We start from the raw sequence: 25,542 nt of genomic DNA, 5'->3' as shown, positions 1-25,542 counted from the left end.
CGGCGGCCCTCAGCCGCCGCATCGGACAGTCTAGTGAGGCATGGCCGCGAGGTCATCAGCTCGGGGGAGTGTTTTCCGTCCCGGGGCGGCGAACCGCTTACTTCACCGGCCGCTTCTCGAGCTTCCTTGCCAGCGTGCGCCGGTGCATTCCCAGTCGCCGCGCGGCTTCCGAGATGTTGAAATCCGTCTCGATCAGCGTCTGGTGGATGCGTTCCCATTCCAGCGTCTTGATCGATGTCGGCCGCACGTCCAGCGCGACCTCGGCGTTGCCTTCGGCCTTGTTGAAGGCGGCTTCGATGTCGTCGGTGTTGGAGGGTTTCGCCAGATAATGGCAGGCGCCCAGCTTGATCGCCTCGACCGCGGTCGAGATGCTGGCAAATCCGGTGAGCACCACGATCAGCATCTCGTCATCATGCGCGTGCAGGAGCTCGACGCAGGTAAGCCCCGAGGCGCCGCCGAGCTTGAGATCGACCACGGCGTAGCCAAAGGATCGCTCCTCCAGGACGTTCCGCACCTCTTCGATCGAGGCTGCAAGCACGACCTCGTAGCCGCGGCGCTCGAACGAGCGTTTCAGCGTGCGAGCGAAGCCGGCATCGTCCTCGACGACGATAAGCGAGCGGTCAGGCGTCAAAGCTGCCTCCGATCGCGAGCGTTGCGAGCGGCAGCGTGAGGCGGACGGTGGCGCCGCGCTTCCTGTGGTTCTCGGCGGTGACGCGGCCGCCCAGCTTGCGCACCACGTTGACCACAAGGAACAGACCGAGCCCGCCGCCGGCGCGGCCTTTGCTCGACTGATAGGGCTTTCCGAGCTGCGCCAGGATTTCCGGCGCAAAGCCGGGGCCGCGGTCGCTGACCGAGAGCACGAGATTGTCGCCCTCGCGTTCGGCGAGCAGCTCGACCCAGTCGCGCGAGACTTCATAGGCGTTGTCGAGCACGTTGAAGATCACCTGCTTCAGCGCGACATCCGAGACGATCGCGACGTCCTCGCCAAACGTGTTGACGAAATAGAGCGTGCGCGCCGAGCGGGCGTTGCGCCATTCCTCGACCAGCGCCGTGACGAAGGCCGCCACCGTCGTCGGCGACGATCCCTCGCCGCGGGCCTCGCCCGCCGACACCAGAATGCCCGTCACGATGCTCTTGCATCGCTGCAGCGACGTTTCCATTTCCGCGAGGTCCTCGGCGAGCTCCTGGTCGGCAGCGAGATCCGGCATGCGGCGCCAGTCGCTGAGAATGACGGAGAGCGAGGCCAGCGGCGTGCCGAGTTCATGCGCCGCGCCCGAAGCCAGCAGGCCCATGCGGACGATGTGGTCTTGCTCGGCGGCGTGCTGGCGCAGTGCCGCCAGATGCGCATCGCGCTCGCGCAAATTCCTGTTGATGCGGGTGACGAACACGACCAGCAGCACGGCGTTGAGCACGAAGCCCAGCAGCATGCCCGTGACGGTGAGCGTGTAGGTCTCGCTCAGAGGATTCGGCGGCAGGTCGAGCGGCCGATAGGCCAGCGTCAGCCAGACGAAGCTCGCGCAAGTCAGCGCCACCAGCGACCAGGTCGAGCGGGCATCGAGCAGCACCGCCCCCAAGGTCACCTGGAGCAGGAAGAGCGAGGTGAAGGGATTGGTGGCGCCGCCGCTGAGATAGAGCTGCGCGGTCAGGGCCGCGACATCGAGCATCAGCGCGACAAGCAGCTCGTTGTTGGTGATCGCGGCGCGGTGGCGCACCCAGACCAGGCTCGAGACATTGAGCAAGACCAGCGCGCCGATCACGGCGCCCATCCGGGTGAGAGGCAGGGGAATGCCGAGCCAGAAGTGCACGCCGCCAATGGTGACGATCTGACCGACCACCGCGGTCCAGCGCAGCTGGATCAGCAGCGCCATGTTCTTGCGGTTGGTCTCGTCGTCGGTCGGAGCCGCGCCGATCAGCTCGCTGCGCGCGTCCGCCTGCGATTGCAGCGTGACGGCCAGCTCGCCAGGGGCGAACGTCTGGGCAAGCGCTTGGGGTAGCGTTTTCCCCTCGTCAGGTCGGTTCGACGGTCGTTCCAGCATCTGATCCCGTCCTGTGCGCGGCGGCATCAGATCCGCCGGCCGGTTCGTGGACGAAGCGCTTGCGGCGGACCAGCCCGCCGCCGAAGGTGACGAAAAGCCTGCCAGCTAGCATGAAAGCAAGGGCAAACCACGTCAGCGCGTAGATCAGGTGGTTATTGGGAAAGCGGACCACGGTCAATCCGCCGATCGGCCCGCCGGCGGTTTGTGATCCGGCGTCGGCATCGATGAAGAACGGGGCGACCTCGTCGAGACCGCGCTCCGCCGCAATCGCGGCCACATCCCGCGAGTACCAGCGGTTGTGCTGGGGAACGTTATTCCGGAGGAATCCGCCTTTTGGCTCGGTGACGCGCAACAGACCGGTGATCGCGACCTCGCCTTGCGGATTGCCATCCCGCCGCGTCGAGACGTCGCGCCGCTCGCTCGGCACGAAGCCGCGGTTGATCAGGACCAGCGTGCCGTCGCCGCGCTGAAGCGGCGTCAGCACCCAATAGCCGGGGCCTTCCTCGGTGACGGCCTGAACCAGCGTTTCGCGGTCGTGTAGGAAGCGGCCGGAAACGGTGACATGCCTGTACTCGTCGTTGGCGGCGGTGACCGCGGGCCATGATGCCGGCGAGGGGATCGGCTGGGCCTCAGCATGAACGCGCTGCTCGACGCGGTCGATCAGCGCCAGCTTCCAGGTGCGGCGCTCGACCTGCCAGACGCCGAGAGCAATGAGGAGAACGAAGGCGGCAAGCGAGAGGATCGTGACCCACAGGGACGGCCGCGCGGTCCTCCCACGCGTTTTGGTCGCCTCGCTTGCCACGGCGTCGTTCTCGCTCACTTCATCCCGGTCATCTCGTGGATCGGCATCATGTTGCTGTTGAGGTGGTTCATCACCCACAGCGAACCGGACAGCGCGATCACCACCATGACGATGGTGAAGATCAGCGCCATCATGCTCCAGCCGTTCTCGGACTTGGTGTTCATGTGCAGGAAGTAGATCATGTGCACGACGATCTGGACCACCGCGAAGGCCATGATGACGAGTGCGGTGACCTGCTTGCTTGGCAGCGTGCCGCTCATCACCAGCCAGAACGGGATCGCGGTAAGCACCACCGAGAGCACGAAGCCGAGCAGATAGGTCGAGAGCGAGCCGTGCGAATGGTCGTCGTGATGATGGTCGGCCGTCGCGGCGTGGATGTCGGTGTTCATCGCAGAACTCCCAGGAGATAGACGAAGGTGAAGACGCCGATCCAGACCACGTCGAGGAAGTGCCAGAACATCGACAGGCACATCAGGCGACGGCGGTTGGCCTCGATCAGGCCGAACTTCCAGACCTGCACCATCAAGGTCACCAGCCAGATCAGGCCGCAGGAGACGTGCAGGCCATGGGTGCCGACCAGCGTGAAGAAGGCGGACAGGAAGGCGCTGCGCTGCGGCGTCGCGCCTTCATGGATCATGTGGGCGAACTCGGTGAGCTCGATGCCGATGAAGGCGAGCCCGAACAGGCCGGTGATCGCCAGCCACATCTGGGTCTGGCCGATGCGGTTCTGCGCCATCGTCAGCATGGCGAAGCCGTAGGTGATCGACGACAGCAGCAGCATCGAGGTGTTCACTGCGACCAGCGACAGGTCGAACAGGTCTTTCGGCGCGGGACCGGCGGCGTAGTTGCTGCCGAGCACGCCGAAAGTGGCGAACAGGATCGCGAAGATGAGACAATCGCTCATCAGGTAGATCCAGAAGCCGAGCGAGGTGCTGTAGCCTTCCGGATGCGGGTGCTCGTCAGCGAGATAGAACAGCGGCTCGCCGGTTTGGGCAGGATTGACAGTGACCGTCATTTACTTGGCTCCGGCGAGCAGTTGGGTGCGCGCGGCTTCGGCCCGCACGACATCGTCGGCCGGAATGTCGAAGTCGCGGTGGTAGTTGAAGGTGTGACCGATCCCGACCGCGAGCATCGCGATGAAGCTCGCAGCCGCGAGCCACCAGATGTACCAGATCAGGCCGAATCCCATCGCGGTGGCGAAGCCGGCGAGGATGATGCCGGTGCCGGTGTTGCTCGGCATGTGGATCGGCTTGAACCCGGCCAGCGGACGAACGTAGCCGCGGCGCTTCATGTCCCACCACGCGTCGTTGTCGTGAACGACGGGCGTGAAGGCGAAATTGTAGGCCGGCGGCGGCGACGAGGTTGCCCATTCCAGCGTGCGTCCGTCCCAGGGATCGCCGGTGACGTCCTTGAACTGCTCGCGCTTGAGGAAGCTGACGGCGAACTGCATCAGCATGCTGAGGATGCCGAGGAACACCAGGAAGGCGCCGATGCCGGCGATGATGAACCAGATCTGCAACGACGGATCGTCGAACACGCGAAGCCGGCGGGTCACGCCCATCAGGCCGAGCACATAGAGCGGCATGAAAGCGAGATAGAAGCCGGTGACCCAGAACCAGAACGACAGCTTGCCCCAGAACGGATCGAGCTTGAAGCCGAACGCCTTCGGGAACCAGTAATTGATGCCGGCGAATGCGCCGAACACCACGCCGCCGATGATCACGTTGTGGAAGTGTGCGATCAGGAACAAGCTGTTGTGCAGGACGAAATCGGCCGGCGGCACCGCCAGCAGCACGCCGGTCATGCCACCGAGCACGAAAGTCAGCATGAAGGCGATCGTCCACATCATCGGCAATTCGAAGCGGATCCGGCCGCGATACATCGTGAACAGCCAGTTGAACATCTTCGCGCCCGTCGGGATCGAGATGATCATCGTGGTGATGCCGAAGAACGAGTTGACGCTGGCGCCCGACCCCATCGTGAAGAAGTGGTGCAGCCAGACCAGGTACGACAGGATGGTGATGACGACCGTGGCGTAGACCATCGAGGTATAGCCGAACAGCCTCTTGCCGGAGAAGGTCGAGGTCACTTCCGAGAAGATGCCGAACGCCGGGAGAACCAGGATGTAGACCTCGGGATGGCCCCAGATCCAGATCAGGTTCACATACATCATCGGGCTGCCGCCGAAATCATTGGTGAAGAAATTGGTGCCGACATAGCGGTCGAGGGTCAGCAGCGCGAGCACCACGGTCAGGACCGGAAACGACGCGACGATCAGCACGTTGGTGCAGAGCGAGGTCCAGGTGAACACCGGCATCCGCATCATGGTCATGCCGGGGCAGCGAAGCTTGACGATGGTGCAGATCAGGTTGATGCCAGACAGCGTCGTTCCCACGCCGGCGACCTGTAGTCCCCATATGTAATAGTCGACGCCGACGTCGGGACTGTAGCCGATATTCGATAGCGGCGGATAAGCCAGCCAGCCGGTGCGGGCGAATTCGCCGATGAACAGCGAGGCCATCACCAGCACCGCACCGCCGACCGTCATCCAGAAGCTGAAATTGTTCAGGAACGGGAACGACACGTCGCGTGCGCCGATCTGGAGCGGCACGACGAAGTTCATCAGGCCGGTGACCAGCGGCATCGCCACGAAGAAGATCATGATCACGCCGTGGGCGGTGAAGACCTGGTCGTAATGATGGGCGTTGAGATAGCCTTCGGAGCCGCCAAAGGCGAGCGCCTGCTGCAACCGCATCATCAGCGCGTCGGCGAAACCGCGCAGCAGCATGACGATGCCGAGGATCATGTACATGATGCCGATGCGCTTGTGGTCGACGCTGGTGAACCACTCGCGCCACAAATAGCCCCAGACCCGGAAGTAGGTGAGGCCGGCGAACATCACGAGCCCGCCGGTCGCCACCACCGCGAAGGTGCCGACGACGATCGGTTCGTGAAGGGGCAGTGACTCGATCGTGAGCCGGCCGAAGATGAGCTTGAGAAGATCAGGAGACATGCGAGTTCTCTTTGGGAGTCTGACGTCAGGAGTCTGATTTGGGACGTTGTCCGAGGAAGAAAGACGAGGACTTCAGCGGCGTGAAACTCGGCCGCTTCAGGCCGGCGCCGAGCAGCGGCGCGGGGTCGCTGGGGGCCTTGATGGCCGCCGTCGTCTGGCCCTGCGGTGCATCCGGCGTGCAGGTCCCGGCGACGAAGGCCGGCTCGGGACCGAACGCGGTGCCGCGACGCGCGTATTTGTCGTAGGCCAGCGGCAGGGTGTTGTTCAGGCCCTCATGGCCGAGACCGCCCTTGGCGTCGATCGCCATCATCTCGCTCTGGCACATCTTGCCGGTCTCGACGCACATGTTGAGGATCAGGCGGTAGAGATCGGAATCGACGCTGCCGTAGCGCCGCACCGGCTCGTTCTGGCTGGGCTTCTCAAGCTTAAGATATTCGCCGCGGCCGAGCGCCCCGCCGGCCGATTTGGCGCTGGCGATCCAGCCGTCAAAGCCCTTGTCGTCGAGGGCGTGGAAGGCGAAGTGCATGCCGGAGAAGCCGGCGCCGCTGTAGTTCGCCGAAAAGCCCTTATACGTGCCGGAACGGTTGACGACGGCGTGGAGCTTCGTCTCCATGCCCGGCATCGCGTAGATCTGGCCGGCCAGCGCGGGGATGTAGAACGAGTTCATCACCGAGGACGCGGTGATGCGGAAGTTGATCGGGCGATCGACCGGCGCGGCCAACTCGTTGACGGTGGCGACACCGTAATCCGGATAGATGAAGAGCCACTTCCAATCGAGCGCGACGACGTCGACCTCGAGCGGCGCCTTGGCCTGGTCCACGGCGCGCTCCGCGTTGATGCGGCCGAGCGTGCGATACGGATCGAGCAGATGCGTGCCCATCCAGGTCAGGGCGCCGAGGCAGACGATGATCAGAAGCGGGGCCGACCAGATCACGAGCTCGAGGCTGGTCGAATGATCCCAATCCGGCTCGTAGCGCGCCGATGTGTTGGACTGGCGGTAGCGCCAGGCGAACAGCACCGTTAGCGCCATCACCGGCACGACGATCAGGAGCATCAGGACGGTGGAGATGATGACGAGGTCGCGCTGCTGGGCGGCGATGTCGCCGGCCGGCGCCAGCACGACGTAGTTGCAGCCGCTGAGCGCGACGGCCAGTGGTAGCAGCGCCAGGATCTTGAGACGGGACACGGGCCGAGCCTTTGAGAATGAGTTTCTTTTGCGGGACCAAGGGGTAGCTGCGGCGCAGCAATCCGGACATTGGACAATTTGTCCAATGTTGCAGTGCGAAAGGTTGCGTCAAACAGGGCCAGATCGCCCGGCGCCCGCCGGGCGGATCGGCATTGGTTCTCCAGGACGTTAAGGGCGAACGCATGGCCACGGCACAGACCCCCGCAATGGCAGACATCCACTCGGGCGAGCACGGCCACGACCAGGCGAGTCCCGGCGAGATCGCCATCGGCGTCATCATCGGCCGCACCTCGGAATTCTTCGACTTCTTCGTCTACGCGATCGCCTCGGTGATCGTGTTTCCGCGCCTGGTCTTCCCGTTCGCGAACGAACTGACGGGCACCCTCTATTCGTTCACGATCTTCGCGCTGGCGTTCATCGCGCGCCCGCTCGGCACCGTGATCTTCATGACGGTCGACCGGGAGTACGGCAAGACGGCCAAGCTGGTCGCCGCGCTGTTCCTGCTCGGCACCGCGACCGTCGCAATCGCGTTCCTGCCCGGCTATCACGACATCGGCGCCTCTGCGATCTGGCTGCTGGCGCTGGCGCGCATCGCGCAAGGTCTGGCCTGGGGCGGCGCCTGGGACGGTCTGGCCTCGCTGCTCGCGTTGAATGCGCCGCCCCCGAAGCGCGGCTGGTACGCGATGGTGCCGCAGCTCGGCGCCCCGCTCGGGCTGATCGTGGCGAGCGGGCTGTTCGCCTATTTCGCCGGCAACCTGTCGGCGGAAGACTTCTTCGACTGGGGCTGGCGCTATCCGTTCTTCGTCGCCTTCGCCATCAACGTGGTGGCGCTGTTCGCGCGCCTGCGCATGGTCTCGACGGAGGAATATTCCTCGCTGTTCGAGACCCGTGATTTGCAGCCGTCGCGCATCTCAGACACCGTCGCGCGCGAGGGCCACAACATCATGCTCGGCGCGTTCGCGCCGCTGGCAAGCTTCGCGCTGTTCCACATGGTCACGGTGTTTCCGCTGTCCTGGGTGTTCCTGTTCACCCGCGAAAGCCCGGTGCGCTTTCTGATCATCGAGATCGTCGCCGCCGTGTTCGGTGTCGGCGCGATCGTGCTGTCCGGCGTGATTGCCGACCGCGTCGGCCGCAAGTCGCTGCTGATGGGCTCGGCGATCGCGATCGCGATCTATAGCGGCTTTGCGCCGCAGCTGCTCGATGCCGGCGCGTTCGGCGAAACCATCTACATGGTGATCGGCTTCATCCTGCTCGGCCTCTCGTTCGGCCAGTCGTCCGGCGCGATCGCTTCGAACTTCAAGCAGATGTATCGCTATACGGCCTCGGCGCTGACGTCGGACATGGCGTGGCTGCTCGGCGCCGGTTTTGCTCCGCTCGCAGCGCTCCTGCTCGCCACCAATCTCGGCGTCATCGCCTCCGGTGCCTATCTGCTGTCGGGTGCGTTCTGGACCCTGCTGGCGCTCTGGCTCAGCGGTCAGCGCGAGGCCGGCGATATGGACGCGGGCGGGTAGGGCCTTTCAGTTGTAAGACCAACGGAAATGTCGTCCCGGCGAAGGCCGGGACCCATACCGCGTGATCTATCGAACGCGGGTGTTCTTCGTCCCGAACGACGAGCATCCGCCAAACTGCTCCCTGTGGTTATGGGTCCCGGCCTACGCCGGGACGACAGCGGAGTTTGAGGCCGCGCTTCAATCCGTCACGATCTTGACGCGGTCGCGCACCTTCACCTGCGCATGTGCATCGAGGCCGTTGAGCACGCGAAAACGTTCGGCGGGATGATCGACGCCGGCCATCCGGTGCGAGAGCGACTCCGCAGTATCGCCCGGCTGCACGGTGATCACCTTGATGCGCAGGGGGCGAGCGGCCTGGATCTCCTCGAGCGTCAGGCGGCGGAATGAATTGACGGTCTCGCGCGCGTTGCGTTCGCTCTCGGTCGATTTCTGCCGTGTGGCGAAGATGAAGCGATAGACGTCGCTGCCGAAGCGCAGCGCATAGACCTTGAACTGCCACTGGTCGCCCTTGGCGGTGGCGGAGGCCGCCGGGAAGCCGTTGATGGTGATATCCTCGGTGGACGCCTTCTCGACGCCCTCCATCCAGCCTGAATTGAGGTAGTCGCCGAGCGACTGCTCGGCCGGCACGCGCACGACGTCGAAGCGCATCGCCTGCGAGCCGCCCTCGCGCACGCCGATCACCGCCTGCGCGGTATTGTCGAGCGTAAAATTGTCCGGTGCCTGGAAGGTGAAGCCGAGCTTCGGATGCAGGAAGCGCCGGCCGCGGACAAAACCTTCGCTGGGGTCCTCGCCGTAGACGAGGTTGTCGATCGCGGCGAGATAGGTCTCGCGGTCGCGCTCGCCACCCTCCGGCGCAGCATATTGCCGCGCGATGGTCTGCGCGTTCTGCACCCGCTCGGGCGTTGCCGGATGCGAGGAGGTGAAATCCTGCGCGCGCGGATCGAGCGAGGTCTTGCCGACTTTCAGCTCCGCATTACGCTCCATCGCCGAGAGGAAGCGTGCGGCACCATAAGGGTCGAAATGTGCCTTGGCGGAAATGCCGACGCCGATGCCGTCGGCCTCGAATTCCTGATTGCGCGAGAAGCTCGCCATCGTGAGCTTGGTCTTGGCGAGCGCAAGCGCAGTGAGATCGGGATCGGTGCTCATGTCGGTCACGACGCGGGTGACGATCGCGGCCTGGCGGGCCTGGTCCTCGCGCATCGCGGCGTGCTTCGACAGCACATGCGCCATCTCGTGGCTCAGCACCGAGGACAATTCCGAGGTATCGCTCGCGAGAGCAAGAAGTCCGCGCGTGACATAGAGCTGGCCGTTCGGCAGCGCGAACGCGTTCACCGCACCGGAATTGAGGATGGTGACCCTGTAGCCTTGGTCGGGGCGATCGGACGCCGCGACGAGCCGATCGACGGTCTTGCTGACCAGTGATTCGAGCCTGGGGTCGTCATACGTGCCGCCATAGCTCGCCAGGATGCGCTCGTGCTCCTTTTCGGTGGCGGGGGTCTGGGCCACGGCCGGCTTTGGCTTGGGCATCGCGATCGTCGGGGGCATCGCAGCGGTCTGGAACCGGCCCATATCGCCGCAGCCGGCGAGGGCTGTGCCCAGCACGAGGCAAAGCACAGCCGACGCCGCCCGCAGGCTGCGGCCATGACCTCGTCCGTGCCGTTCTAGCACCCCATTCACGTCGCTTAACCCGTGCCTGGCCCTTAGGGCCTTACCCCTGTCGGCTCGTTTGCGCCCAGCAACTCGACCTGTGCCACGAGGCGCACGTCGATCCGCGGCCCCGCCGTCCCCTCAACCCAGCCCCGAACGCGAATACGTCTACTTTCCAGGGACTTAAGAGTCATTCCGGCGCTTTCAAACGCCGGCACCATGCGCCTTGAAATAGTCACGGCAAAGCCGCGTGTCCAGTTTCGACCGAAGTTGAGGTAGGTCGTTGCCCCAGCTTGCCGGACCGACAGGACTTTGCCCTCGACCACCATAAAGCGCCCGATCCCGGCCAAAATATCGTCCGGACTTTCCGCGTTTTTTATGGCCGACGGGTCAGCCCAATTGCCCTTTTTTTGGCGCCGCGCCTCGGCCTCGGCCCCCATCAGGGCGGCCGCGCAGTCCTTGTCCGCAATCTCGGCGGAGACGAGCGCGTCGCCCTGGGCCAGCAGCATGGCCTGCACGGAGGTGTCGCTGTCGCCGATAAACAGGAGGGCCGATTGGCGGCCGTAACGGTCGGGCGTGTCGTCGGTGCCACGCAGGCTCACATCGCGGCCGACGAGCTGCGATGTCAGCGCTTGTTTCGTCGTTGCAGTTGTCTCGATTCCGGTCAGACGGATCTCGCGGCCGTCGCCGAGGCGCACGCTGCGTGCGTCGACGATGGCGGCAACACGGCCCTCGCCTTGGGACTCGAACTGACACGGGCTCGCGTGCGCGGTGTGACTCGCGGCGAGAAGGAATGCGGCGATGAGGTGAAACGGTCGTGTCACGTGACCCGTAGAGGTTGCGTTGCGTGCCGACCTTAACTGAAGCGTAGCAGGTCGCGAAGTGGCTTCGTCACACTCCGTCATGCGGGCAACACCAATCCAGAGTCTTCCGGTGGCGACAGACTGGATTGCTTCGCTTTCCTCGCAATGACGTGGAAAGATCGATCCGACCCTGACCATTCCGTTTTGCGGAAAACGGAAGGCCGCACGCGAGATTGACAGTGCAGCTGCGCTTGCTGCGCTGTCGCGCATGCGGCATGATTGCAGCAACAAGTTCTACCAAGAGCAATAAGCAAGCCGCCATCAGAGCACGGCACGATAAGGGAGGTCTATCTTCAATGAACAGAATTTTGTCGGGCATTTTTGCCGCGTCGTTCGCCCTGAGCGCGAGCGCGGCGCAGGCACAGGACAAGCCGCCGCTGAAGATCGGCGGCATCCTCGACATGTCGAGCCTCTATGCCGACATCACCGGCCTGGGCAGCGAGACCGCGGCCAAGATGGCGGTCGAGGATTTCGGCGGCGAGGTGCTGGGACGCAAGATCCAGGTGCTGGCGGCCGACCATCTCAACAAGGCCGATCTCTCCGCCAGCATCGCCCGCGACATGCTCGACAATCAGGGCGTCGAGATGATCTACGATGTCGCGGCCTCCGCGACCGCGCTGGCCGCCGGCGAGATCGCCAAGGCGCGCAACAAGATCATCATCTTCAACGGACCCGGCTCGATCCGCCTCTCCAACGAGGCCTGCGGTCCCACCACCGTGCACTACGTGTTCGACACGTTCGGCCAGGCCAACGTGACCGGCCTTGCTGCGGTGAAGTCGGGTCTCGACACCTGGTTCTTCCTCACCGCCGACTATGCCTTCGGGCAGGATCTCGAGAAGGACACCAGCAATGTCGTCGTGAAGACCGGCGGCAAGGTGCTGGGCAATGTCCGGCACCCGCTCAACACCTCGGATTTCTCGTCCTTCCTGCTCCAGGCCCAGGCTTCCAAGGCCAAAGTGATCGGGCTTGCCAATGCCGGCGGCGACACCGTCAATGCCATCAAGCAGTCGGCCGAGTTCGGGATCATGAAAGGCGGCCAGAAGATCTCGCCGCTGCTCGCCTTCGTCACCGATATCGACTCGATCGGACTGGAGACGGCGCAAGGCCTGCTGCTCGCGGAGGCGTTTTATTGGGACCTCAACGACGACACGCGCGCATTCTCCAAGCGTTTCAGCGAGCGCATGAAGCGGCCGCCGACCTCGGCGCAGGCCGGCGTATATTCATCGGTCATGCACTACCTGCAGGCCGTGAAGGCGGCCGGTACGACCGATTCCGCCGCGGTCATGAAACTGATGAAAGAGATGCCGATCAACGACTTCTTCGCCAAGAACGGCAAGATCCGCGAGGACGGACGCATGGTGCACGACATGTACCTGTTCGAAGTGAAGAAGCCGTCGGAGTCAAAAGGCCGCTGGGACGATTACAAGCTGCTCGCCACCGTGCCCGGCAACGAGGCGTTCCAGTCGCTGGAGCAGTCGCGCTGCCCGCTGGTGAAGAAATGACGGCGTGACGAAGTCGCGCCGTCATCCCGGGGCGCGAAGCGAACCCGGGATCTCGAGGTTCCGGGTTCTCGCTTCGCGAGCCCCGGAACGACGGAGATACAAAACAACAACAAGGGAGACACCCATGAGCAACGACATGGTTCTGCAAAAGCTCGAAGGCGGGCTGCTCACCATCACCATGAACCGCCCCGAGCGGAAGAACGCGCTCAACCCCGACATGGTGCGCGGGCTGGTCGAGGCCGCGCGGCGCGCGGCCGACGATCCGGAGGTGCGCGCGGTGCTGTTCAAGGGCGCCGGGGGCAGCTTCTGCGTCGGTGGCGACGTCAAGTCGATGGCGGAGGGCCGCGCGCCGCTGCCGTTCGAGCAGAAGCTTGCAAACCTGCGCCGCGGCATGGAGGTGTCTCGCATCCTGCACCAGATGCCGAAACCCGTGGTGGCACAGCTCGATGGCGCCGCGGCCGGCGCCGGGCTGTCGATGGCACTGTCCTGCGACCTGCGCGTCGCCAGCGAATCCTGCAAGATCACGACCGCCTTCGCCAAGGTCGGCTTCTCCGGCGATTACGGCGGCACCTATTTCCTGACGCAACTGCTCGGCAGCGCGCGGGCGCGCGACCTCTATCTGACCTCGCCGGTGCTCACGGCCAGGGAGGCGCATGCGATCGGCATGGTGACCAGGGTCGTGCCCGATGCGGAGATCGACACCGCCGCGCACGAGCTCGCGCTGTCGCTGGCGCAGGGGCCGTCGATCGCGCTCGGATTCATCAAGCGCAACATCAACAATGCCGAGCACCTGGCGCTGGAAGACTGCTTCGACGGCGAGGCGATCCATCACACCCGCTGCGGCGACACCGAGGACCACAAGGAGGCCGCCAAGGCCTTCGTCGAGAAGCGCAAGCCGGCGTTCAAGGGCGCATGACGATGGTGCCCTATATGCGGCTGCGACAGATCTGCCTGGTCGCGCCGCAGCTCGCGCCTGTCATCTCCGACATTGCCGAGATCATGGGCCTCGCCGTCTGCTACCGCGACGGCAATGTCGCAAAATACGGCTTGGAGAACGCGCTGCTCCCGGTCGACACGATTTTGCTGGAAGTGGTGGCGCCGTTCAGGGACGGCACCACGGCCGGCCGCTTCATCGAGAAGAGCGGCGGTCGCGGCGGCTACATGGCGATCTTCTGCTGCAACGATCCGGACGAACGCGGCCGCAACGCCAACGCCATGGGCGTGCGGACCGCCAACGTCATCGACCATGCGCCGTATCACGGCGTTCAGCTCCACCCCCGCGACTGCCGCGCCGCCTTCATCGAGTTCAACCACACCGAGGGCAGCGACGATATTCTGGGCACGTACCCACCAGCGGGGCCGGACTGGCAAAAGTTCATCCGCACGGATGTGACGCAGGCGTTGACCGCCGTGGAGATGCAGAGCCCCGACCCGCAGGGGCTTGCAGAGCACTGGGGCAAGATCATCGGTGTTGTGCCGGGCACGACGTGCGGTGGCGAGGCCGAGCTAAAGCTGCCCAACGCCAGCTTTCGCTTCGTAAAAGGGGCGAGCGAAATCATGAGCGCGCTGGAGTTTCAGGTGGCTGATGTGACGCGCGTGCTGCACGCGGCCAGGCAAAAGGGCCACGCGGTTGCTGGGAATGAGTTCTTGTTAGGTGGGGTAACGTTCCGGCTCGTAGCCTGAGGTCTTGCCTTCTCGGTGCACAACCCTGTGTTGCGCATCCAGAACGACAGGGCATGACGATCGTGGATGCGCTGGTGGTGAGGCGGAAGTAGCACGCAAAACACCAGCGTCGTCCCGGCGAAGGCCGGGACCCATACCGCGTGATCTAACGGTTGCGGATGCTGCCAATTCCCGAACGACCGCTCTTCGCTAGACTACTCCCTGGGGTTATGGGTCCCGGCCTTCGCCGGGACGACACCCGAGTATGTGGCGATGGCGGCGGGAGGCGAGAAGCGTGAGTCACTGCCCCCTGAAATTCGCTACGCGTCGCTCTTCCGTGGCTTTCACGCCTTCCTTGAAATCCTCCGTCGCGCGCAGGCGTGTCTGTTCCTCGAGCTCGTGGTTAGTCGCAGCCATGACGCGGTCGGCGAGGCCGGCGCGCATGGTGGCGCGGGTGGAGACGAGGCCGAGCGGGGAGCATTCGGCGATTTCGCCGGCGAGCTTCAGCGCTGCGGCTTTCACCTGGTCCTGCGGCACCAGCTCGTTGGCGAGGCCCCATTTGTAGGCTTCCTCGCCGGTGACGCGGCGGCTGGTGTAGAACATCAATTCCGCATTGTTCTTCCCGATCAGCTCGGGCAGCGTCACCGTCAGGCCGAAGCCGGGATGGAAGCCCAGCTTGGTAAAGTTGGCGGAGAAGCGCGCTTCGGGGCAGGTGACGCGGAAGTCCGCCGAGACCGCGAGACCCAGTCCGCCGCCGATGGCGGCGCCCTGTACAGCGGCGACGATCGGCTTCTTGGCGCGGAAGATGCGCACGGCCTGGATGTAGAGATGGTTGATCGGGCCAAGGCTGTCGGCGGGATCGCCCTTGGCCGTCTTCTCGGCCTCGCGCGCTTCCTGCGCCTGTCGTGCCGGATCGCCGAAGTTTGCGCCGGCGCAGAACGCCTTGCCTTGCGCCGACAAGACCGAGCTGCGGATTTCGATATCGCGATCGAACTCGTCGAGCGCGTCCGCGATCTGGTTGATCAGCGAGATGTCGAAGAAATTGAGCGGCGGGCGGCGGATCTCGATGCTCCCGACATGCCCGACCTTCTCGACGCCGATGTCCTTGTAGATGGTCATTCTAGTCTCCAGTATCTCGGTAGCGAAGAACCACCTCTCCCGATGGAGGAGGTGAAGAGCGCGCGGTGCGAGAGCGTCGCTCGCATCTGACTATCGAAGTCCCAGCCCGCGCGCGATGATGCCGCGCAGCACTTCGGTGGTGCCGCCCTGGATGGTGAGTTTCGGCGCGGTCTTGATGGCGAAGTCGAGTTGCCGTTCCAGCGTCTCGCGGTTGGTCGCGGTCTCCTCGACGAAGGCGGCGAGATCGCGCACCCGATGCGGCAGCTGCTGCTCCCACACCGTGCCGATGTCCTTGACGATGGAGGCCTCGACCACGGGTTCCTTGCCGGCTTGCAGCATGCCGGCGACCGAGACCGACATGCGCCGCATGGTGTGGAGCTGCGCCACCAGCCTTCCGATGCCTTCGGCGCTGCGCGTATCCGGATTGGGTCCGACCGCGCGGACCAGCTCGGTCAGCACGTAGTAGGTTTCCAGGAAGCGCTCGGGACCCGAGCGCTCATAGGCAAGCTCCGATGTCGCCTGTTTCCAGGCACCGTCGACCTCGCCGAGCACGTGATCGTCGGGGACGAAGAAGTCGGTGAAGACGACTTCGTTGAACTCGTACTGGCCGGTGATCTGGCCGATCGGATTCACCTTTATGCCCGGCTGCTTCATCTTGACCAGGAACTGGGTCAGGCCGTGGCGGCGGTTTTCCTTGGTCGGTGGCGAGGTGCGGAAAATCGCGATCATGTAGTCGGCGATGTGCGCCGACGAGGTCCAGATCTTGGTGCCGTTGATGAGATAGCCGCCGTCGGTCTTGGTCGCGCGCGTTTTCGCCGCGAACAGGTCGGAGCCGGAGTTCGGCTCGCTCATGCCGATGGCAAAACAGATCTCGCCGCGGCAGATCCGCGGTAAGATCTCCATCTTGATGTGCTCGGGAGCGTATTTGAGAAGCACCGGTCCGCTCTGGCGGTCGGCGACGAAGAAGCGCCGCGTCGGCGCGTTCGCCACGCGCATCTCTTCTGTCACCACATAGCGCTCGAGGAACGAGCGCTCCTGGCCGCCATATTTCTTCGGCCAGGTCATGCCGAGCCAGCCTTTGGCGCCGACCCGGCGGGAGAATTCCGGCGCGTCGGTGTCCTCGCGGTTGGGCTTGTGCGGATCGAAAGTGCCGGCGGCAATTTCCTCGGCGAGAAAGGCGCGCACTTCCTTGCGCAATTGCTCGCATTCAGCCGGAAGGCGGATCGGATCGAAACGGAGAGCGGCGGTCATGTGTTTCTCTCCCTGATCAGCGCGCGGCCACGAGCGGCCACAATTCGTCGGCGCCACGCTTCGCAACCAGCTTGCCGAGCTCGACGGCCCAGTGGCTTTCCGAGCCGAAATCGTCGCGCCAGGCCAGTGCCCGCAGCGAATAGCGGTGCAGGATGTGCTCCAGGGTGAAGCCGATCGCGCCATGGACCTGATGCGCGATGGCGCCGCCCTTTTCCGCAGCTTCTGCGCAACGGATCTTGGCGGCAGCGGCTTCGAGATAGACCTCGTCGTCGAACGACTCTGCGTTTGCGATCGCATCGGCTGCCGACGTCGCAGCCGCCAGCGCTGCGGCGGACTCGCCGGCAAGGCGGGCGAGATTGTGCTGCACCGCCTGGAATTTCGAGATCTTCTTCTCGAAGGCGACACGTTCGTTGGAATAGCGCACGGAGATGTCGAGCATCGCTTCCAGCGCGCCCGCGATCTGGAGGCTGCGCGCAACGCCGCCCATCAGCATCATCGTGGTCTGGTCAAATCCCTTTGGCGCCGGCTTGACGGTGATGGGCTGGACCTTGTCGAGTGTGACGGTGTCGCTGTGGTCATAACCAACATTGAGTCCGGATTCGATCCGCGCCCTGGTTGCCTCGACCAGTGCAATCGAGACGCCGTCCTTGCCGTGCGCAAGCACCGCAATATGCTTCGCCGCCTTGGCGAAGGGAACGCCGCGCGCGCGGCCGGAGAGCGAGCCGTCAGTGTCGAGCGTGATGCGATCCTTCGGCGAAGCAGGTATCACCGTCATCTCGCCCTCGGGCGAGGCGATCTTTGCCTGCGCAAGCAGCCAGCCTGCGAGCATGGTTTCGGCGAGCGGAACCGACACCGCAAATCGTCCGGCGGCGTTGAGAAGCGCAAAGCCATCAGCCAGGCTCGCGCCGGAGCCGCCGAAATCGTCAGGCACCCAGGACAATGGCAGCCCGGCGTCGCTCAGCGCCTGCCACAGCGGCGCCTGCCACGAATTCTTCTTGTCGTTGTTGATGGTTTGCGGATCGGCGAGATCGGCGAAGATTCTCTCCGCGGTCTCGACGACGATATTGTCACTCTCCGCCACAGCGTTCCCCGTGTTTCTGCCCCGTGTTTTGCCATTGGCGCGTCCGGCCGTTGGGCGGGCGCGCAGGTTCTTCTTGCGCCCGATGATCCGAAAAAGCCATGGCCCTGACAAGCGTTGATCGCAGGTCAACCTGCGGCGCGGGCATGGGCGCAAGAACCGAACTGGACTAATTCCGCTTAGCGGAGTTTGCTCGATTTGCAGGGCGCCGCAAACTCGCTAAACAGGGCCGGCCAAATCCAAAGAGCCTGCAATTCAACAAACGGGGAAGGACATCCGGATGGCAAAGGACGGCTTGTGCGCAATCGTGACGGGGTCCGCGTCCGGCCTCGGCGCGGCGACCGCGGAAATTCTCGCGCGCAGCGGGGCGCGGCTCGTCATCAACTATTCCTCGAGCGAGAGGGAAGCCGAGGCCACCGCCGAGGCCTGCCGCAAGGCGGGCGCCGCGGAGGTCGTGATCGCGCAAGGCGACGTGTCGCGCGACGAAGACTGCCGCAAGATCGTCGCGGCGGCCGGCGGCTGGGGCCGCCTCGACGCACTCGTCAACAATGCTGGCACCACCAAGCATGTCGCCCATGCAGACCTCGACGGATTGTCGGCGGAGGATTTCCAGCGCTTGTACGGCGTCAACACCATCGGCCCGTTCCAGATGGTCCGCGCGGCGCGCAGCCTGCTGGAGGCCGGCGCCAAGGCTTCGGGGCGACCGTCCGCGGTGGTGAACGTGTCGTCGGTCGCGGGGATCAGTGGAATCGGCTCGTCGATTGCGTACGCCGCGAGCAAGGGCGCGCTGAACACGATGACGCTGTCGCTGTCACGTGCGCTGGCGCCGCTGATCCGCGTCAACACGGTGTGCCCCGGCTATATCGACACGCCCTGGTTCACCAAGGGCCGCGGCGAGGCGGGCGCCAAGCAGGTGCGCGACAGCGTCGTGGCGAAGGTGCCGCTCAAGGTCGCATCATCAGCGGAGGACATCGCGCAGCTGGTCTGTTTCCTCGCGATGCCGGCGTCGAGCAACATGACCGGCGAAGTCGTGCGGATGGATGCGGGGATGCATTTGGTGACTTAGTTGACGCCGCTTCGCGCGTCATAAATTGCGGTCGTCCCGGCGAAGGCCGGGACCCATATCCACAGGCAGTCGTTGTCGCGCGAAGTCGGCAACTACCAATCTTCGCCAAACCAAATTCGGTGGCTATGGGTCCCGGCCTTCGCCGGGACGACACCGAACTTATTGATAGGCCACAGCGCAAAGGAACCGTGGGCTACCCCTTGATCACGCCGCTCGCGACCAGCCGGTGCCAGATGAACAGCACCACCACGGCGCCGATGGTGGCCATGATGAAGCCGGCGCCCTGGTCCGGACCATAATGGCCGATGGCCTGGCCGATGAAGGTCGCGAGAAACGCGCCGACGATGCCGAGGATGGTGGTGAGGATGAAACCCGACGGGTTGTTCGGCCCCGGCGCCAGCCAACGCGCGATGAGGCCGGCGACGAAGCCGACGACGATGATCCACAAGATGCCGCCCATACTCATGTCCGTGCTCCCCTCGGTTAGACCGCAATCAGACTCGACCCGCGATCTCGTTGTCGGTCGGCAGCCGGCCGTCCGGCGTCAGGTGATCGACCACCTGCGGCAGATACTGGCTCAGGCCTGACAGCAGCTCGTCGCGCGACAGCCCGCTCTGGGCCGACAGGCTTTGGATCTGGTCGGCGCCGAGTGCGTTGGCGAGATCGCCAGGGGCGATCGGCTTGTTGTCGCCTTTGCCGACCCAGGAGTTCGCGGTCTCGCCGTGACCGCTCTGCTGAAGCTGATTGAGGAGATCGCCGAGCCCACCGCTGAGCACGCTGCCAGCCGCGCCTCCCGCGAGCAGGCCGCCGAGGCTGCCCTTGAGAATGTCACCGAGGCCGCCGCCAGCACCCGCATTCGCCGCCGGGGGAAGCTGCGTCGGTCCCGGGGCGGGCTGCGGCGCGCTGCCGGATTGGTTGCCGCTCAAATGCTTGAATGCCTTCCAGGCGAGCAGGCCGAGGATCGCCATGGTCATGGGCGACATGCCGCCGCTCGATGAGGATTGCGAGCTCGGCGCGCTGGGGCCGCGCGGGCCGTTCTGCATGCCATTGAGGACGTCGAGTAAACCCATGGCCGTCTCCTGCCGGTACAAGCCCCGTTCGAAAACATATGAGGCTCTCATGACGGTTACAAGGCGAATGCGGCGTAACCGCGCGATGGGCAGCAGACCTCGCCTCTGCTATCGAGGGCGACTCATTTGTGGGAGCGCGGCCAGGTGAATACGGATCGATCGATCGTGGTGGCCGGAGCGGGCGCGATCGGCTGCTTTGTCGGCGGCATGCTGGCCGTCGCCAATCGCCGCGTCGGGCTTTTGGTGCGGCCGCGGATGAAGGCGGAGATCGAGCGGTTCGGGCTGCGGTTGACCGGTTTCGACGGCGCCGAGAACAAGCTCGGTGCGGGCCAGCTGGCGCTGTCGGAGGACCCCGCGATCTTGCACAGCGCCGGGATCGTGCTGGTCACGGTGAAGAGTGCGGACACAGCTGCGGTCGCGGAGCTGATCGCGCAGCACGCCCCGCAGGATGCCGTCATCGTGTCCTTGCAGAACGGCGTCGGCAATGTCGCCGTCCTGCATGAGCGCCTCGGCAGCCGGCGCGTGCTCGCCGGCATGGTGCCGTTCAACGTGATCGCGATGGGCGAGGGCCGCTTCCATCGTTCGACGTCGGGTGACATTCATCTCGGCGAAGATGCGGACAACACCGCCGCCGCGCTGTCGGTGCCGGGGCTTGCCGTCCGTGCCAGCCGCGACATCACCGGCGTGCAATGGGGCAAGCTGATCATCAATTTGAACAACGCGCTCAGCGCCTTGTCGGACCTGCCGCTGGCGGCGCAATTGGCGAACCGCGAATGGCGAAAATTGTTCGCCGACCAGATGGCGGAGGGGCTGGCTGTGATCAAGGCCGCCGGCATCAATCCGGTGTCGGCGACGCCGGTCCCTGCAAACTGGACACCGACCCTGCTGAGGTTGCCCGATGCGATTTTCAACCTGATCCTGGGGCGCACCATGAAGATCGATCCCGAGGCGCGTTCCTCGATGTGGCAGGACTTGAAGCAGGGGCGCCGGACCGAGATCGACTATCTCCAGGGCGCGGTCATTGCGCTTGCCGAGCAACATGGCGTCGCTGTGCCGCTGATGCGCCGCATTGTTGCGCTGATCAAGGAAGCGGAAGTCGCGGGCAAGGGTCCGCCCGGGCTGACGCCGCAGCAGATCCGCGGCTAGGGCTTGAGTGCGATGGGAGAGAACGCAATGAGGTGTTGTTTGCTGATCGGGCTCGCTTTGGCCGCCCTCTGCGGCGCTTCCACCTTCGCGGCGGCAAGGCCGCCGACCGTCATGAACTCTCCCGGCTACGACGCGCGACTGCAGGAGAGCCGCAAGGCATTGAGCAACCCGCCGACGACAACAGCGCCGGTAACGGCGCCGGTGGTGACGCCCAGGCGCAGCAAGAAGAAGCATACGAACTGACGCGCGCCGCTCGACGCGACATTTACCGCTGTCGTCCCGGACAAGCGCGCCCAAGGCGCGCGTAGATCCGGGACCCATAACCACAGCGAGTGGTGTTGCGAAGACTCGTGGTTACGAGGCTCGCGCCAAACTCAATTTGGTGGCTATGGATCCCGGATCGGCGCTCCGCTTCGCTCGCTTGTCCGGGACGACAGCGGAGTTTCATTCGGCCGGCGGGCGCTCTGGATTGCCGCTGGCTTAGCCCTTCTTCGCCGGCTTGCTCGGCGTCGGGCTGAACAGCTTCTTGAGCTCGCTCAGGCCCTCCGACAGGCGCGGCCATTCGCAGGAGAACGAGCTCTTTGCGCAATTGCCGCCCTTCGGCCGCGCCCGCGGATCGGCGCCGACCGCCTGCTGGACCTTTGGCCGCTCGACCGGAACGGGCACACGCTCGATCTCGGTTCGCAGCGCGACCTCGTGGACCTCTTGTTCCTGCTGCTGGTGCGCGATGGCTTCGGCCGCAACGGTGCTGCGGCGCTGGTTGGCGAGATAGGCGGTATAGGATTGGTCGATCTTCTTCTGCTCCTCCGGCGTCGGATTTGGTCCGGCGATGTCGAAGGTGCGGTCCTGCAGGAAGTCATAATAGGAATAGCCACCACCGGTCTTGCGGCGGCCGGCGAATTTGGCGTTGCAATCGGCAAGCGCCGCCGTTTTCTCGGCCTTGGTCGCGGCCTTCTCGGCCGCATCGGCGCATTCCTCGAAATCGACGGGGGCGTGCTTCCACCATTGCGCCTGGGCATGCGACGGCATCAGCAGAGAAAATCCTGCTGTGGCAATGACAAGCGCCGCACGACGCGATGCAACTACGTCCGACATTCTACGAGAGCATTCCTTGCAAAACTCAACCCGAACTGAGTCGGACGAATTTTTGCCCCTTTATTGCCGGCTTGTCACCCATGGAACCCGGGAATTTCATGGCTGGGGTGCTGACATTTTTTGCTTGACGTGGCGCTGGAGTCACAGCCGTACGGCAGGTGATGCGCTTAGAGTTCGGCTTGAATTTGAAGGGGAATGACCACCATGAGAGCGCTGGCCTGTCTCGCCGCAATTGCGTTGGCGCTGGTGTCCGGCCATGCGTTCGCAGCCGACGAGGATGCACCCAACCGCAAGCCGGTGAAGGTGATCGCCGACGCGAGGCTCTCCATCGGCGGTCAGGGGATGTTGCCGCTCTATCTCTCCAGCGACTGGTCGCTGCCGATGCCGGTGATCTCGCGCGCGATCATTGTTCTGCACGGGCGCCTGCGCAACGCCGCCGAATATTATTTGTCAGCGCACACCGCGCAGCTCGCAGCCGGCGACGACGGCAAGAGCGCGCTCATGATCGTGCCGCAGTTCCTGGCGGAGATCGACATCGAAGCGCACAAACTGCCCGCGGATACGCTGCGCTGGTCGCTGGAAGGATGGGAGGGCGGCGACGCTGCGCTGGCGCCGAATCCGGTTTCTTCTTTCGAGGCACTGGATGCGATCCTCGCAAAGCTCTCCGATCGTCGCATCTTCCCGAATCTGAAGCAGGTCGTGGTTGCCGGTCATTCCGGCGGCGGGCAGGTCGCGCAGCGCTATGCCATTGCGGGCAAGGGCGAGGCGATGCTGTCGCGCCAGCACATCGACGTCCGCTACGTCGTCGCCAACCCGTCCTCCTACGCCTATTTCAGCGCGGATCGGCCCGTGCCCGCTATTGCCGCATCTTGCCCGGGCTACAACAAGTGGAAATACGGCATGGACGAGCGCCCGCTTTACCTCGCCGACGCCACACCGGCCGCGCTCGAGCAGCGCTATGTCGAGCGTGACGTGATCTACCTGCTCGGCACGCTCGACACCAATCCGGAGCACCCGGCGCTCGACAAGAGCTGCATGGCGAAGGCGCAAGGCCCTTATCGCTACGCCCGCGGTCACGCCTATGTGGAGGCGATGGCAAAGCGTGACCATGGCACGCCCAATCACCGGGTGTGGGACGTCGCCGGCGTCGGCCATGACGGCGACAAGATGCTGACCTCGAAATGCGGGCTTGCCGCGCTGTTCGATAGTCCTGGTTGCGGGGCGGAGCGCTGACGCGGATGAGAAGGACTGGACTTTGATGACCATCACCATCGCTGCCAACAGCGTGCCGAAACCGCCGGCCGATATCATCGCGGGTTTCAGGGTGGCGCCGACCTCGATCATCTCTGATAATCTCGGTCGGCTGCCGGGCGCGGTCGGGCTCAAGCCCTATCATCGCGGCGGCAAGCTGGTGGGGACGGCGTTCACGGTGCGCACGCGGCCAGGCGACAATCTCGCGATCCACCGTGCGCTCGAGCTGGTCGGACCCGGCGACGTCATCGTGGTCGATGGCGGTGGCGACGAGACCCGGGCGCTGGTCGGGGAGATCATGAAGAACATCGCGCAGTGGCGCAAAGCCGAAGGCTACGTGATCGACGGCGCGATCCGCGACGTCGCGTCCTTCGCCGGGGACGACTTTCCCTGCTTCGCCCGTGCGGTGATCCACCGCGGCCCCTACAAGAACGGCCCCGGCGAGATCAACGTGCCGGTCTCGATCGGGGGTAGCGTGATCTCGCCCGGCGACATCGTGGTCGGCGACGAGGACGGCGTGGTGTCGTTTCCCGCCGCCGGCGCAGCAGCGCTGCTCGAAGTGGTGCGTGTCCAGATCACCCGTGAGGAGGAGACGCTGAAGGCGATTCGCGAGGGCCGCTACCAGGGCTCGTACGGCAAGTCCTGATCAGACCCTGCCGGTCCGTGCAAACTGAAGGCTTCCTGTCCCGCCACCGCTTTGATATGAACGGCGCCAGTAACCCGCCGCTCGGTGGGTTCCGCGGTCCCGTAGCTCAGCCGGATAGAGCGACGGTTTCCTAAACCGTAGGTCGCATGTTCGAGTCATGCCGGGATCGCCAAGAAAATCAATAGCTTGGACTGCAGATATCCCACCGTATCGGCTTGTTGGTCCCCACGGGGTAACCGCCAGGGTAACATTACAGCGCATCGTCGATGCGCGTCGGCCGCAGTGAGGATGCCTCGCGCGTTTGTTCGGATCGATAAGCTAGGCGTCAGTCATAAGGCGGCGACCTTGGGATCGGTGGTCATGACGGCGCCGACGAGCTTCGCGGGATCGACGCCCTTCGTCTTCGCCCACGACGCCAGGTTCTCCGGGCGGTACGACCCATCAGCACGCCAACGGTCGAAGACCGAACCGTCAACGGACTCGTTGATGCGCGAGGTCGTGGCCTGCGTTCCCTTGTCCGGCGGCAAGCCGACGGGCCGGTAGAATGGTCGCGAGACGAAGCGATAAAGGCCCCAAGCGAACTCGCGGTACGAATCCGTGACCGGCGGCGCGACCTGCGAGAGGTCGAGAAAGACTTCGTTGCGCAAGACCAGCCCCAAACTGGCCGCCTTCTCCATTAGCCACTTCAGCGGTCGCTGCGCCAGGGGATCGCTCGCGTAACCGCCGCCGACGTTGGCATGCGCGCCTACGAACCAACGCTGCTCGACCTTGTCGATTTGCCGTTCGGCGGCTCCTTCGTGCCCGGCCCTATCCGTCCTGGTCCAGAACGTGGGTTCGAAATTCTTTCGGTGTTCGTCCAGCGCCAGCGCATGGAAGGCGTACTCGTTGTCGAGCCGCAGATGTGTGTCGAGAAACCGATATTTGCGGACCTTGTCCGCCATCCTCCACACGGGAAGGCCGAGCGAACCGACGGTGTCCCACACGCCGACGAACTTGACATTCGTGGGTCGCGAATAGGTCGTCAGCCAGCGCTCTTCGAGCGGGACACCGTCCGGCAGCGGCTTGCCCAGCAGCGACCTGATCGTCGGTGCATCGTAGATCCGATACCGCGCGTAAAGCTGCTCGATGGAGAGCGGCGCGCCAAGCTTGATAACACCGCACTTGCAGATCAGCCCAGACAGGCTGCGCGCCGTGTACGCGCCGCGACTGAAGCCGAAGATGAAGATCTGGTCACCGTCGTCGAAATTCTGGATGAGCCACGTGTAGGCTTCGATGATCTCGTCGTCGATGCCCCACCCGGTGACGCCGCCTCGCGCCGATTCACCGCGCCGGGTGCCGACCCCCTGCGAATAGTAGACGCGTTGATCGGCGGTCTCGGCGGTCAGGGACTTCAACCTCCAGACGTTCGTGTTGTTGTTCAACGTGTTCCAGGTACCGTCGAGGAAGATCGCGAGACGCTTCATGAGATCTCTCCGATAATATCCTGCTGAAATCGAGCCCCAGGACGGCTTCATCATCGCCCGTGCCATCGAGCGCTTCGATTGCCGACAGCCACCGGCCGCCGAATCAAATCGGCGCGGGCGATCGAGCGGAACGGG

25 protein-coding genes and 1 tRNA gene are annotated in these 25,542 nt (G+C 64.5%); 10 read left to right on the top strand and 16 right to left on the bottom strand.

Translation table 11 applies throughout. From position 1 onward, the window contains the following. Positions 1–97 precede the first annotated feature (97 nt). From AB8Z38_RS21300 to cyoA, 7 genes are read right to left on the bottom strand one after another with little or no spacing between them, the layout of a single operon-like run. On the bottom strand, positions 98–631 hold the full coding sequence (locus AB8Z38_RS21300) for a response regulator transcription factor (RefSeq protein WP_369719796.1): 534 nt from the start codon (positions 629–631) through the stop codon (positions 98–100). Beyond that, positions 621–2,036: an ATP-binding protein gene (locus AB8Z38_RS21295; RefSeq protein WP_369719795.1), complete on the bottom strand. Its 1,416-nt coding sequence runs from the start codon at positions 2,034–2,036 to the stop codon at positions 621–623. The genes AB8Z38_RS21300 and AB8Z38_RS21295 overlap by 11 nt, the downstream gene beginning before the upstream one ends. Further along, positions 2,008–2,856 (bottom strand): SURF1 family protein, encoded by an 849-nt coding sequence (locus AB8Z38_RS21290; protein WP_369719794.1) that lies wholly within the window; start codon positions 2,854–2,856, stop codon positions 2,008–2,010. Before AB8Z38_RS21290 ends, AB8Z38_RS21295 begins: the two co-directional genes overlap by 29 nt. After that, a complete protein-coding gene (gene cyoD, locus AB8Z38_RS21285; protein ID WP_369719793.1) occupies positions 2,853–3,227 on the bottom strand; it encodes a cytochrome o ubiquinol oxidase subunit IV in 375 nt (124 codons plus the stop codon). The genes AB8Z38_RS21290 and cyoD overlap by 4 nt, the downstream gene beginning before the upstream one ends. Then, positions 3,224–3,853, bottom strand: a complete 630-nt coding sequence (gene cyoC / locus AB8Z38_RS21280; protein WP_369719792.1) for a cytochrome o ubiquinol oxidase subunit III — start codon at positions 3,851–3,853, stop codon at positions 3,224–3,226. Before cyoC ends, cyoD begins: the two co-directional genes overlap by 4 nt. Beyond that, positions 3,854–5,851, bottom strand: coding sequence for a cytochrome o ubiquinol oxidase subunit I (gene cyoB / locus AB8Z38_RS21275; protein ID WP_369719791.1), 1,998 nt, complete (start codon positions 5,849–5,851; stop codon positions 3,854–3,856). It lies immediately after the preceding gene. Positions 5,852–5,876: 25 nt separating this feature from the next. Next, complete coding sequence (gene cyoA / locus AB8Z38_RS21270; protein ID WP_369719790.1) at positions 5,877–7,037, bottom strand: ubiquinol oxidase subunit II; 1,161 nt, start codon at positions 7,035–7,037, stop codon at positions 5,877–5,879. 182 nt (positions 7,038–7,219) lie between these two features. Between cyoA and AB8Z38_RS21265 the strand changes: the two genes are divergently transcribed. Further along, positions 7,220–8,548, top strand: a complete 1,329-nt coding sequence (locus tag AB8Z38_RS21265) for an MFS transporter (RefSeq protein WP_369719789.1) — start codon at positions 7,220–7,222, stop codon at positions 8,546–8,548. Positions 8,549–8,725: 177 nt separating this feature from the next. Here the strand turns inward: AB8Z38_RS21265 and AB8Z38_RS21260 are convergent, their stop codons facing one another. Both AB8Z38_RS21260 and AB8Z38_RS21255 read right to left on the bottom strand, forming a co-directional pair. After that, positions 8,726–10,117: a M48 family metalloprotease gene (locus tag AB8Z38_RS21260; RefSeq protein WP_369726562.1), complete on the bottom strand. Its 1,392-nt coding sequence runs from the start codon at positions 10,115–10,117 to the stop codon at positions 8,726–8,728. A gap of 131 nt (positions 10,118–10,248) precedes the next feature. After that, entirely contained in the window at positions 10,249–11,100 is an 852-nt protein-coding gene (locus AB8Z38_RS21255; RefSeq protein ID WP_369726561.1) for a thermonuclease family protein, read from the bottom strand. A 254-nt stretch (positions 11,101–11,354) separates the two neighbouring features. Between AB8Z38_RS21255 and AB8Z38_RS21250 the strand changes: the two genes are divergently transcribed. The 3 genes from AB8Z38_RS21250 to AB8Z38_RS21240 all read left to right on the top strand — a co-directional run bounded on the left by AB8Z38_RS21250 (position 11,355) and on the right by AB8Z38_RS21240 (position 14,243). Next, a complete protein-coding gene (locus AB8Z38_RS21250) occupies positions 11,355–12,560 on the top strand; it encodes an ABC transporter substrate-binding protein (protein ID WP_369719788.1) in 1,206 nt (401 codons plus the stop codon). Between the two features lie 124 nt (positions 12,561–12,684). After that, positions 12,685–13,476, top strand: coding sequence for an enoyl-CoA hydratase (locus tag AB8Z38_RS21245; protein WP_369719787.1), 792 nt, complete (start codon positions 12,685–12,687; stop codon positions 13,474–13,476). A 2-nt stretch (positions 13,477–13,478) separates the two neighbouring features. Beyond that, entirely contained in the window at positions 13,479–14,243 is a 765-nt protein-coding gene (locus AB8Z38_RS21240) for a hypothetical protein (protein ID WP_369726560.1), read from the top strand. A gap of 279 nt (positions 14,244–14,522) precedes the next feature. Here AB8Z38_RS21240 and AB8Z38_RS21235 read toward each other — a convergent pair whose 3' ends face one another. From AB8Z38_RS21235 to AB8Z38_RS21225, 3 genes are all read right to left on the bottom strand, one after another. Then, positions 14,523–15,341 carry an enoyl-CoA hydratase/isomerase family protein gene (locus AB8Z38_RS21235; protein WP_369719786.1) on the bottom strand — a complete coding sequence of 273 codons (819 nt, stop codon included), beginning with the start codon at positions 15,339–15,341 and terminating at the stop codon, positions 14,523–14,525. 90 nt (positions 15,342–15,431) lie between these two features. Continuing rightward, the gene (locus AB8Z38_RS21230) at positions 15,432–16,592 is read right to left on the bottom strand and encodes an acyl-CoA dehydrogenase family protein (protein ID WP_369719785.1); all 1,161 of its coding nucleotides are present in this window, start codon (positions 16,590–16,592) and stop codon (positions 15,432–15,434) included. 16 nt (positions 16,593–16,608) lie between these two features. Beyond that, positions 16,609–17,673, bottom strand: coding sequence for an acyl-CoA dehydrogenase family protein (locus AB8Z38_RS21225; protein ID WP_369719784.1), 1,065 nt, complete (start codon positions 17,671–17,673; stop codon positions 16,609–16,611). A 277-nt stretch (positions 17,674–17,950) separates the two neighbouring features. Here AB8Z38_RS21225 and AB8Z38_RS21220 point away from each other — a divergent pair, with 277 nt between their 5' ends. Continuing rightward, on the top strand, positions 17,951–18,736 hold the full coding sequence (locus AB8Z38_RS21220; protein ID WP_369719783.1) for an SDR family NAD(P)-dependent oxidoreductase: 786 nt from the start codon (positions 17,951–17,953) through the stop codon (positions 18,734–18,736). 193 nt (positions 18,737–18,929) lie between these two features. Here AB8Z38_RS21220 and AB8Z38_RS21215 read toward each other — a convergent pair whose 3' ends face one another. Both AB8Z38_RS21215 and AB8Z38_RS21210 read right to left on the bottom strand, forming a co-directional pair. Beyond that, complete coding sequence (locus tag AB8Z38_RS21215) at positions 18,930–19,202, bottom strand: GlsB/YeaQ/YmgE family stress response membrane protein (protein ID WP_197087151.1); 273 nt, start codon at positions 19,200–19,202, stop codon at positions 18,930–18,932. A 28-nt stretch (positions 19,203–19,230) separates the two neighbouring features. Next, on the bottom strand, positions 19,231–19,806 hold the full coding sequence (locus AB8Z38_RS21210) for a YidB family protein (protein ID WP_369719782.1): 576 nt from the start codon (positions 19,804–19,806) through the stop codon (positions 19,231–19,233). 144 nt (positions 19,807–19,950) lie between these two features. Here AB8Z38_RS21210 and AB8Z38_RS21205 point away from each other — a divergent pair, with 144 nt between their 5' ends. Together AB8Z38_RS21205 and AB8Z38_RS21200 are read left to right on the top strand one after the other, a co-directional pair. Beyond that, positions 19,951–20,952: a 2-dehydropantoate 2-reductase gene (locus AB8Z38_RS21205; RefSeq protein WP_369719781.1), complete on the top strand. Its 1,002-nt coding sequence runs from the start codon at positions 19,951–19,953 to the stop codon at positions 20,950–20,952. 27 nt (positions 20,953–20,979) lie between these two features. After that, positions 20,980–21,195, top strand: a complete 216-nt coding sequence (locus AB8Z38_RS21200) for a hypothetical protein (RefSeq protein ID WP_369719780.1) — start codon at positions 20,980–20,982, stop codon at positions 21,193–21,195. Between the two features lie 237 nt (positions 21,196–21,432). Here the strand turns inward: AB8Z38_RS21200 and AB8Z38_RS21195 are convergent, their stop codons facing one another. Continuing rightward, positions 21,433–22,047 carry a hypothetical protein gene (locus AB8Z38_RS21195; RefSeq protein WP_369719779.1) on the bottom strand — a complete coding sequence of 205 codons (615 nt, stop codon included), beginning with the start codon at positions 22,045–22,047 and terminating at the stop codon, positions 21,433–21,435. A gap of 204 nt (positions 22,048–22,251) precedes the next feature. Here AB8Z38_RS21195 and AB8Z38_RS21190 point away from each other — a divergent pair, with 204 nt between their 5' ends. The 3 genes from AB8Z38_RS21190 to AB8Z38_RS21180 all read left to right on the top strand — a co-directional run bounded on the left by AB8Z38_RS21190 (position 22,252) and on the right by AB8Z38_RS21180 (position 24,116). After that, a complete protein-coding gene (locus tag AB8Z38_RS21190) occupies positions 22,252–23,280 on the top strand; it encodes an alpha/beta hydrolase (protein ID WP_369726558.1) in 1,029 nt (342 codons plus the stop codon). A gap of 25 nt (positions 23,281–23,305) precedes the next feature. Then, positions 23,306–23,944: an RraA family protein gene (locus AB8Z38_RS21185; RefSeq protein WP_369719778.1), complete on the top strand. Its 639-nt coding sequence runs from the start codon at positions 23,306–23,308 to the stop codon at positions 23,942–23,944. Positions 23,945–24,039: 95 nt separating this feature from the next. Beyond that, positions 24,040–24,116, top strand: a tRNA-Arg gene (locus AB8Z38_RS21180). A gap of 157 nt (positions 24,117–24,273) precedes the next feature. On the opposite strand, the gene AB8Z38_RS21175 is transcribed toward AB8Z38_RS21180, so the two are convergent. Then, positions 24,274–25,407, bottom strand: a complete 1,134-nt coding sequence (locus tag AB8Z38_RS21175; RefSeq protein ID WP_369719777.1) for a DUF2235 domain-containing protein — start codon at positions 25,405–25,407, stop codon at positions 24,274–24,276. Between the last annotated feature and the right edge of the window lie 135 nt (positions 25,408–25,542).

It is taken from the genome of Bradyrhizobium sp. LLZ17 (assembly GCF_041200145.1).
Lineage (GTDB): Bacteria > Pseudomonadota > Alphaproteobacteria > Rhizobiales > Xanthobacteraceae > Bradyrhizobium.
Note: the sequence above shows the minus strand (reverse complement) of the source record. Positions and strands in the feature narration are given on the sequence as shown.

Excerpts from the sequence above, each read along its gene's own strand:
- AB8Z38_RS21295 (WP_369719795.1), bottom strand. The coding sequence starts at position 2,036 with ATGCTGGAACGACCGTCGAACCGACCTGACGAGGGGAAAACGCTACCC.
- cyoD (WP_369719793.1), bottom strand. The coding sequence starts at position 3,227 with ATGAACACCGACATCCACGCCGCGACGGCCGACCATCATCACGACGAC.
- cyoC (WP_369719792.1), bottom strand. The coding sequence starts at position 3,853 with ATGACGGTCACTGTCAATCCTGCCCAAACCGGCGAGCCGCTGTTCTAT.
- cyoB (WP_369719791.1), bottom strand. The coding sequence starts at position 5,851 with ATGTCTCCTGATCTTCTCAAGCTCATCTTCGGCCGGCTCACGATCGAG.
- AB8Z38_RS21265 (WP_369719789.1), top strand. The coding sequence starts at position 7,220 with ATGGCCACGGCACAGACCCCCGCAATGGCAGACATCCACTCGGGCGAG.
- AB8Z38_RS21260 (WP_369726562.1), bottom strand. The coding sequence starts at position 10,117 with ATGGGCCGGTTCCAGACCGCTGCGATGCCCCCGACGATCGCGATGCCC.
- AB8Z38_RS21255 (WP_369726561.1), bottom strand. The coding sequence starts at position 11,100 with ATGACGGAGTGTGACGAAGCCACTTCGCGACCTGCTACGCTTCAGTTA.
- AB8Z38_RS21250 (WP_369719788.1), top strand. The coding sequence starts at position 11,355 with ATGAACAGAATTTTGTCGGGCATTTTTGCCGCGTCGTTCGCCCTGAGC.
- AB8Z38_RS21245 (WP_369719787.1), top strand. The coding sequence starts at position 12,685 with ATGAGCAACGACATGGTTCTGCAAAAGCTCGAAGGCGGGCTGCTCACC.
- AB8Z38_RS21240 (WP_369726560.1), top strand. The coding sequence starts at position 13,479 with ATGGTGCCCTATATGCGGCTGCGACAGATCTGCCTGGTCGCGCCGCAG.
- AB8Z38_RS21235 (WP_369719786.1), bottom strand. The coding sequence starts at position 15,341 with ATGACCATCTACAAGGACATCGGCGTCGAGAAGGTCGGGCATGTCGGG.
- AB8Z38_RS21230 (WP_369719785.1), bottom strand. The coding sequence starts at position 16,592 with ATGACCGCCGCTCTCCGTTTCGATCCGATCCGCCTTCCGGCTGAATGC.
- AB8Z38_RS21220 (WP_369719783.1), top strand. The coding sequence starts at position 17,951 with ATGGCAAAGGACGGCTTGTGCGCAATCGTGACGGGGTCCGCGTCCGGC.
- AB8Z38_RS21215 (WP_197087151.1), bottom strand. The coding sequence starts at position 19,202 with ATGAGTATGGGCGGCATCTTGTGGATCATCGTCGTCGGCTTCGTCGCC.
- AB8Z38_RS21210 (WP_369719782.1), bottom strand. The coding sequence starts at position 19,806 with ATGGGTTTACTCGACGTCCTCAATGGCATGCAGAACGGCCCGCGCGGC.
- AB8Z38_RS21200 (WP_369719780.1), top strand. The coding sequence starts at position 20,980 with ATGAGGTGTTGTTTGCTGATCGGGCTCGCTTTGGCCGCCCTCTGCGGC.
- AB8Z38_RS21195 (WP_369719779.1), bottom strand. The coding sequence starts at position 22,047 with ATGTCGGACGTAGTTGCATCGCGTCGTGCGGCGCTTGTCATTGCCACA.
- AB8Z38_RS21190 (WP_369726558.1), top strand. The coding sequence starts at position 22,252 with ATGAGAGCGCTGGCCTGTCTCGCCGCAATTGCGTTGGCGCTGGTGTCC.
- AB8Z38_RS21185 (WP_369719778.1), top strand. The coding sequence starts at position 23,306 with ATGACCATCACCATCGCTGCCAACAGCGTGCCGAAACCGCCGGCCGAT.
- AB8Z38_RS21175 (WP_369719777.1), bottom strand. The coding sequence starts at position 25,407 with ATGAAGCGTCTCGCGATCTTCCTCGACGGTACCTGGAACACGTTGAAC.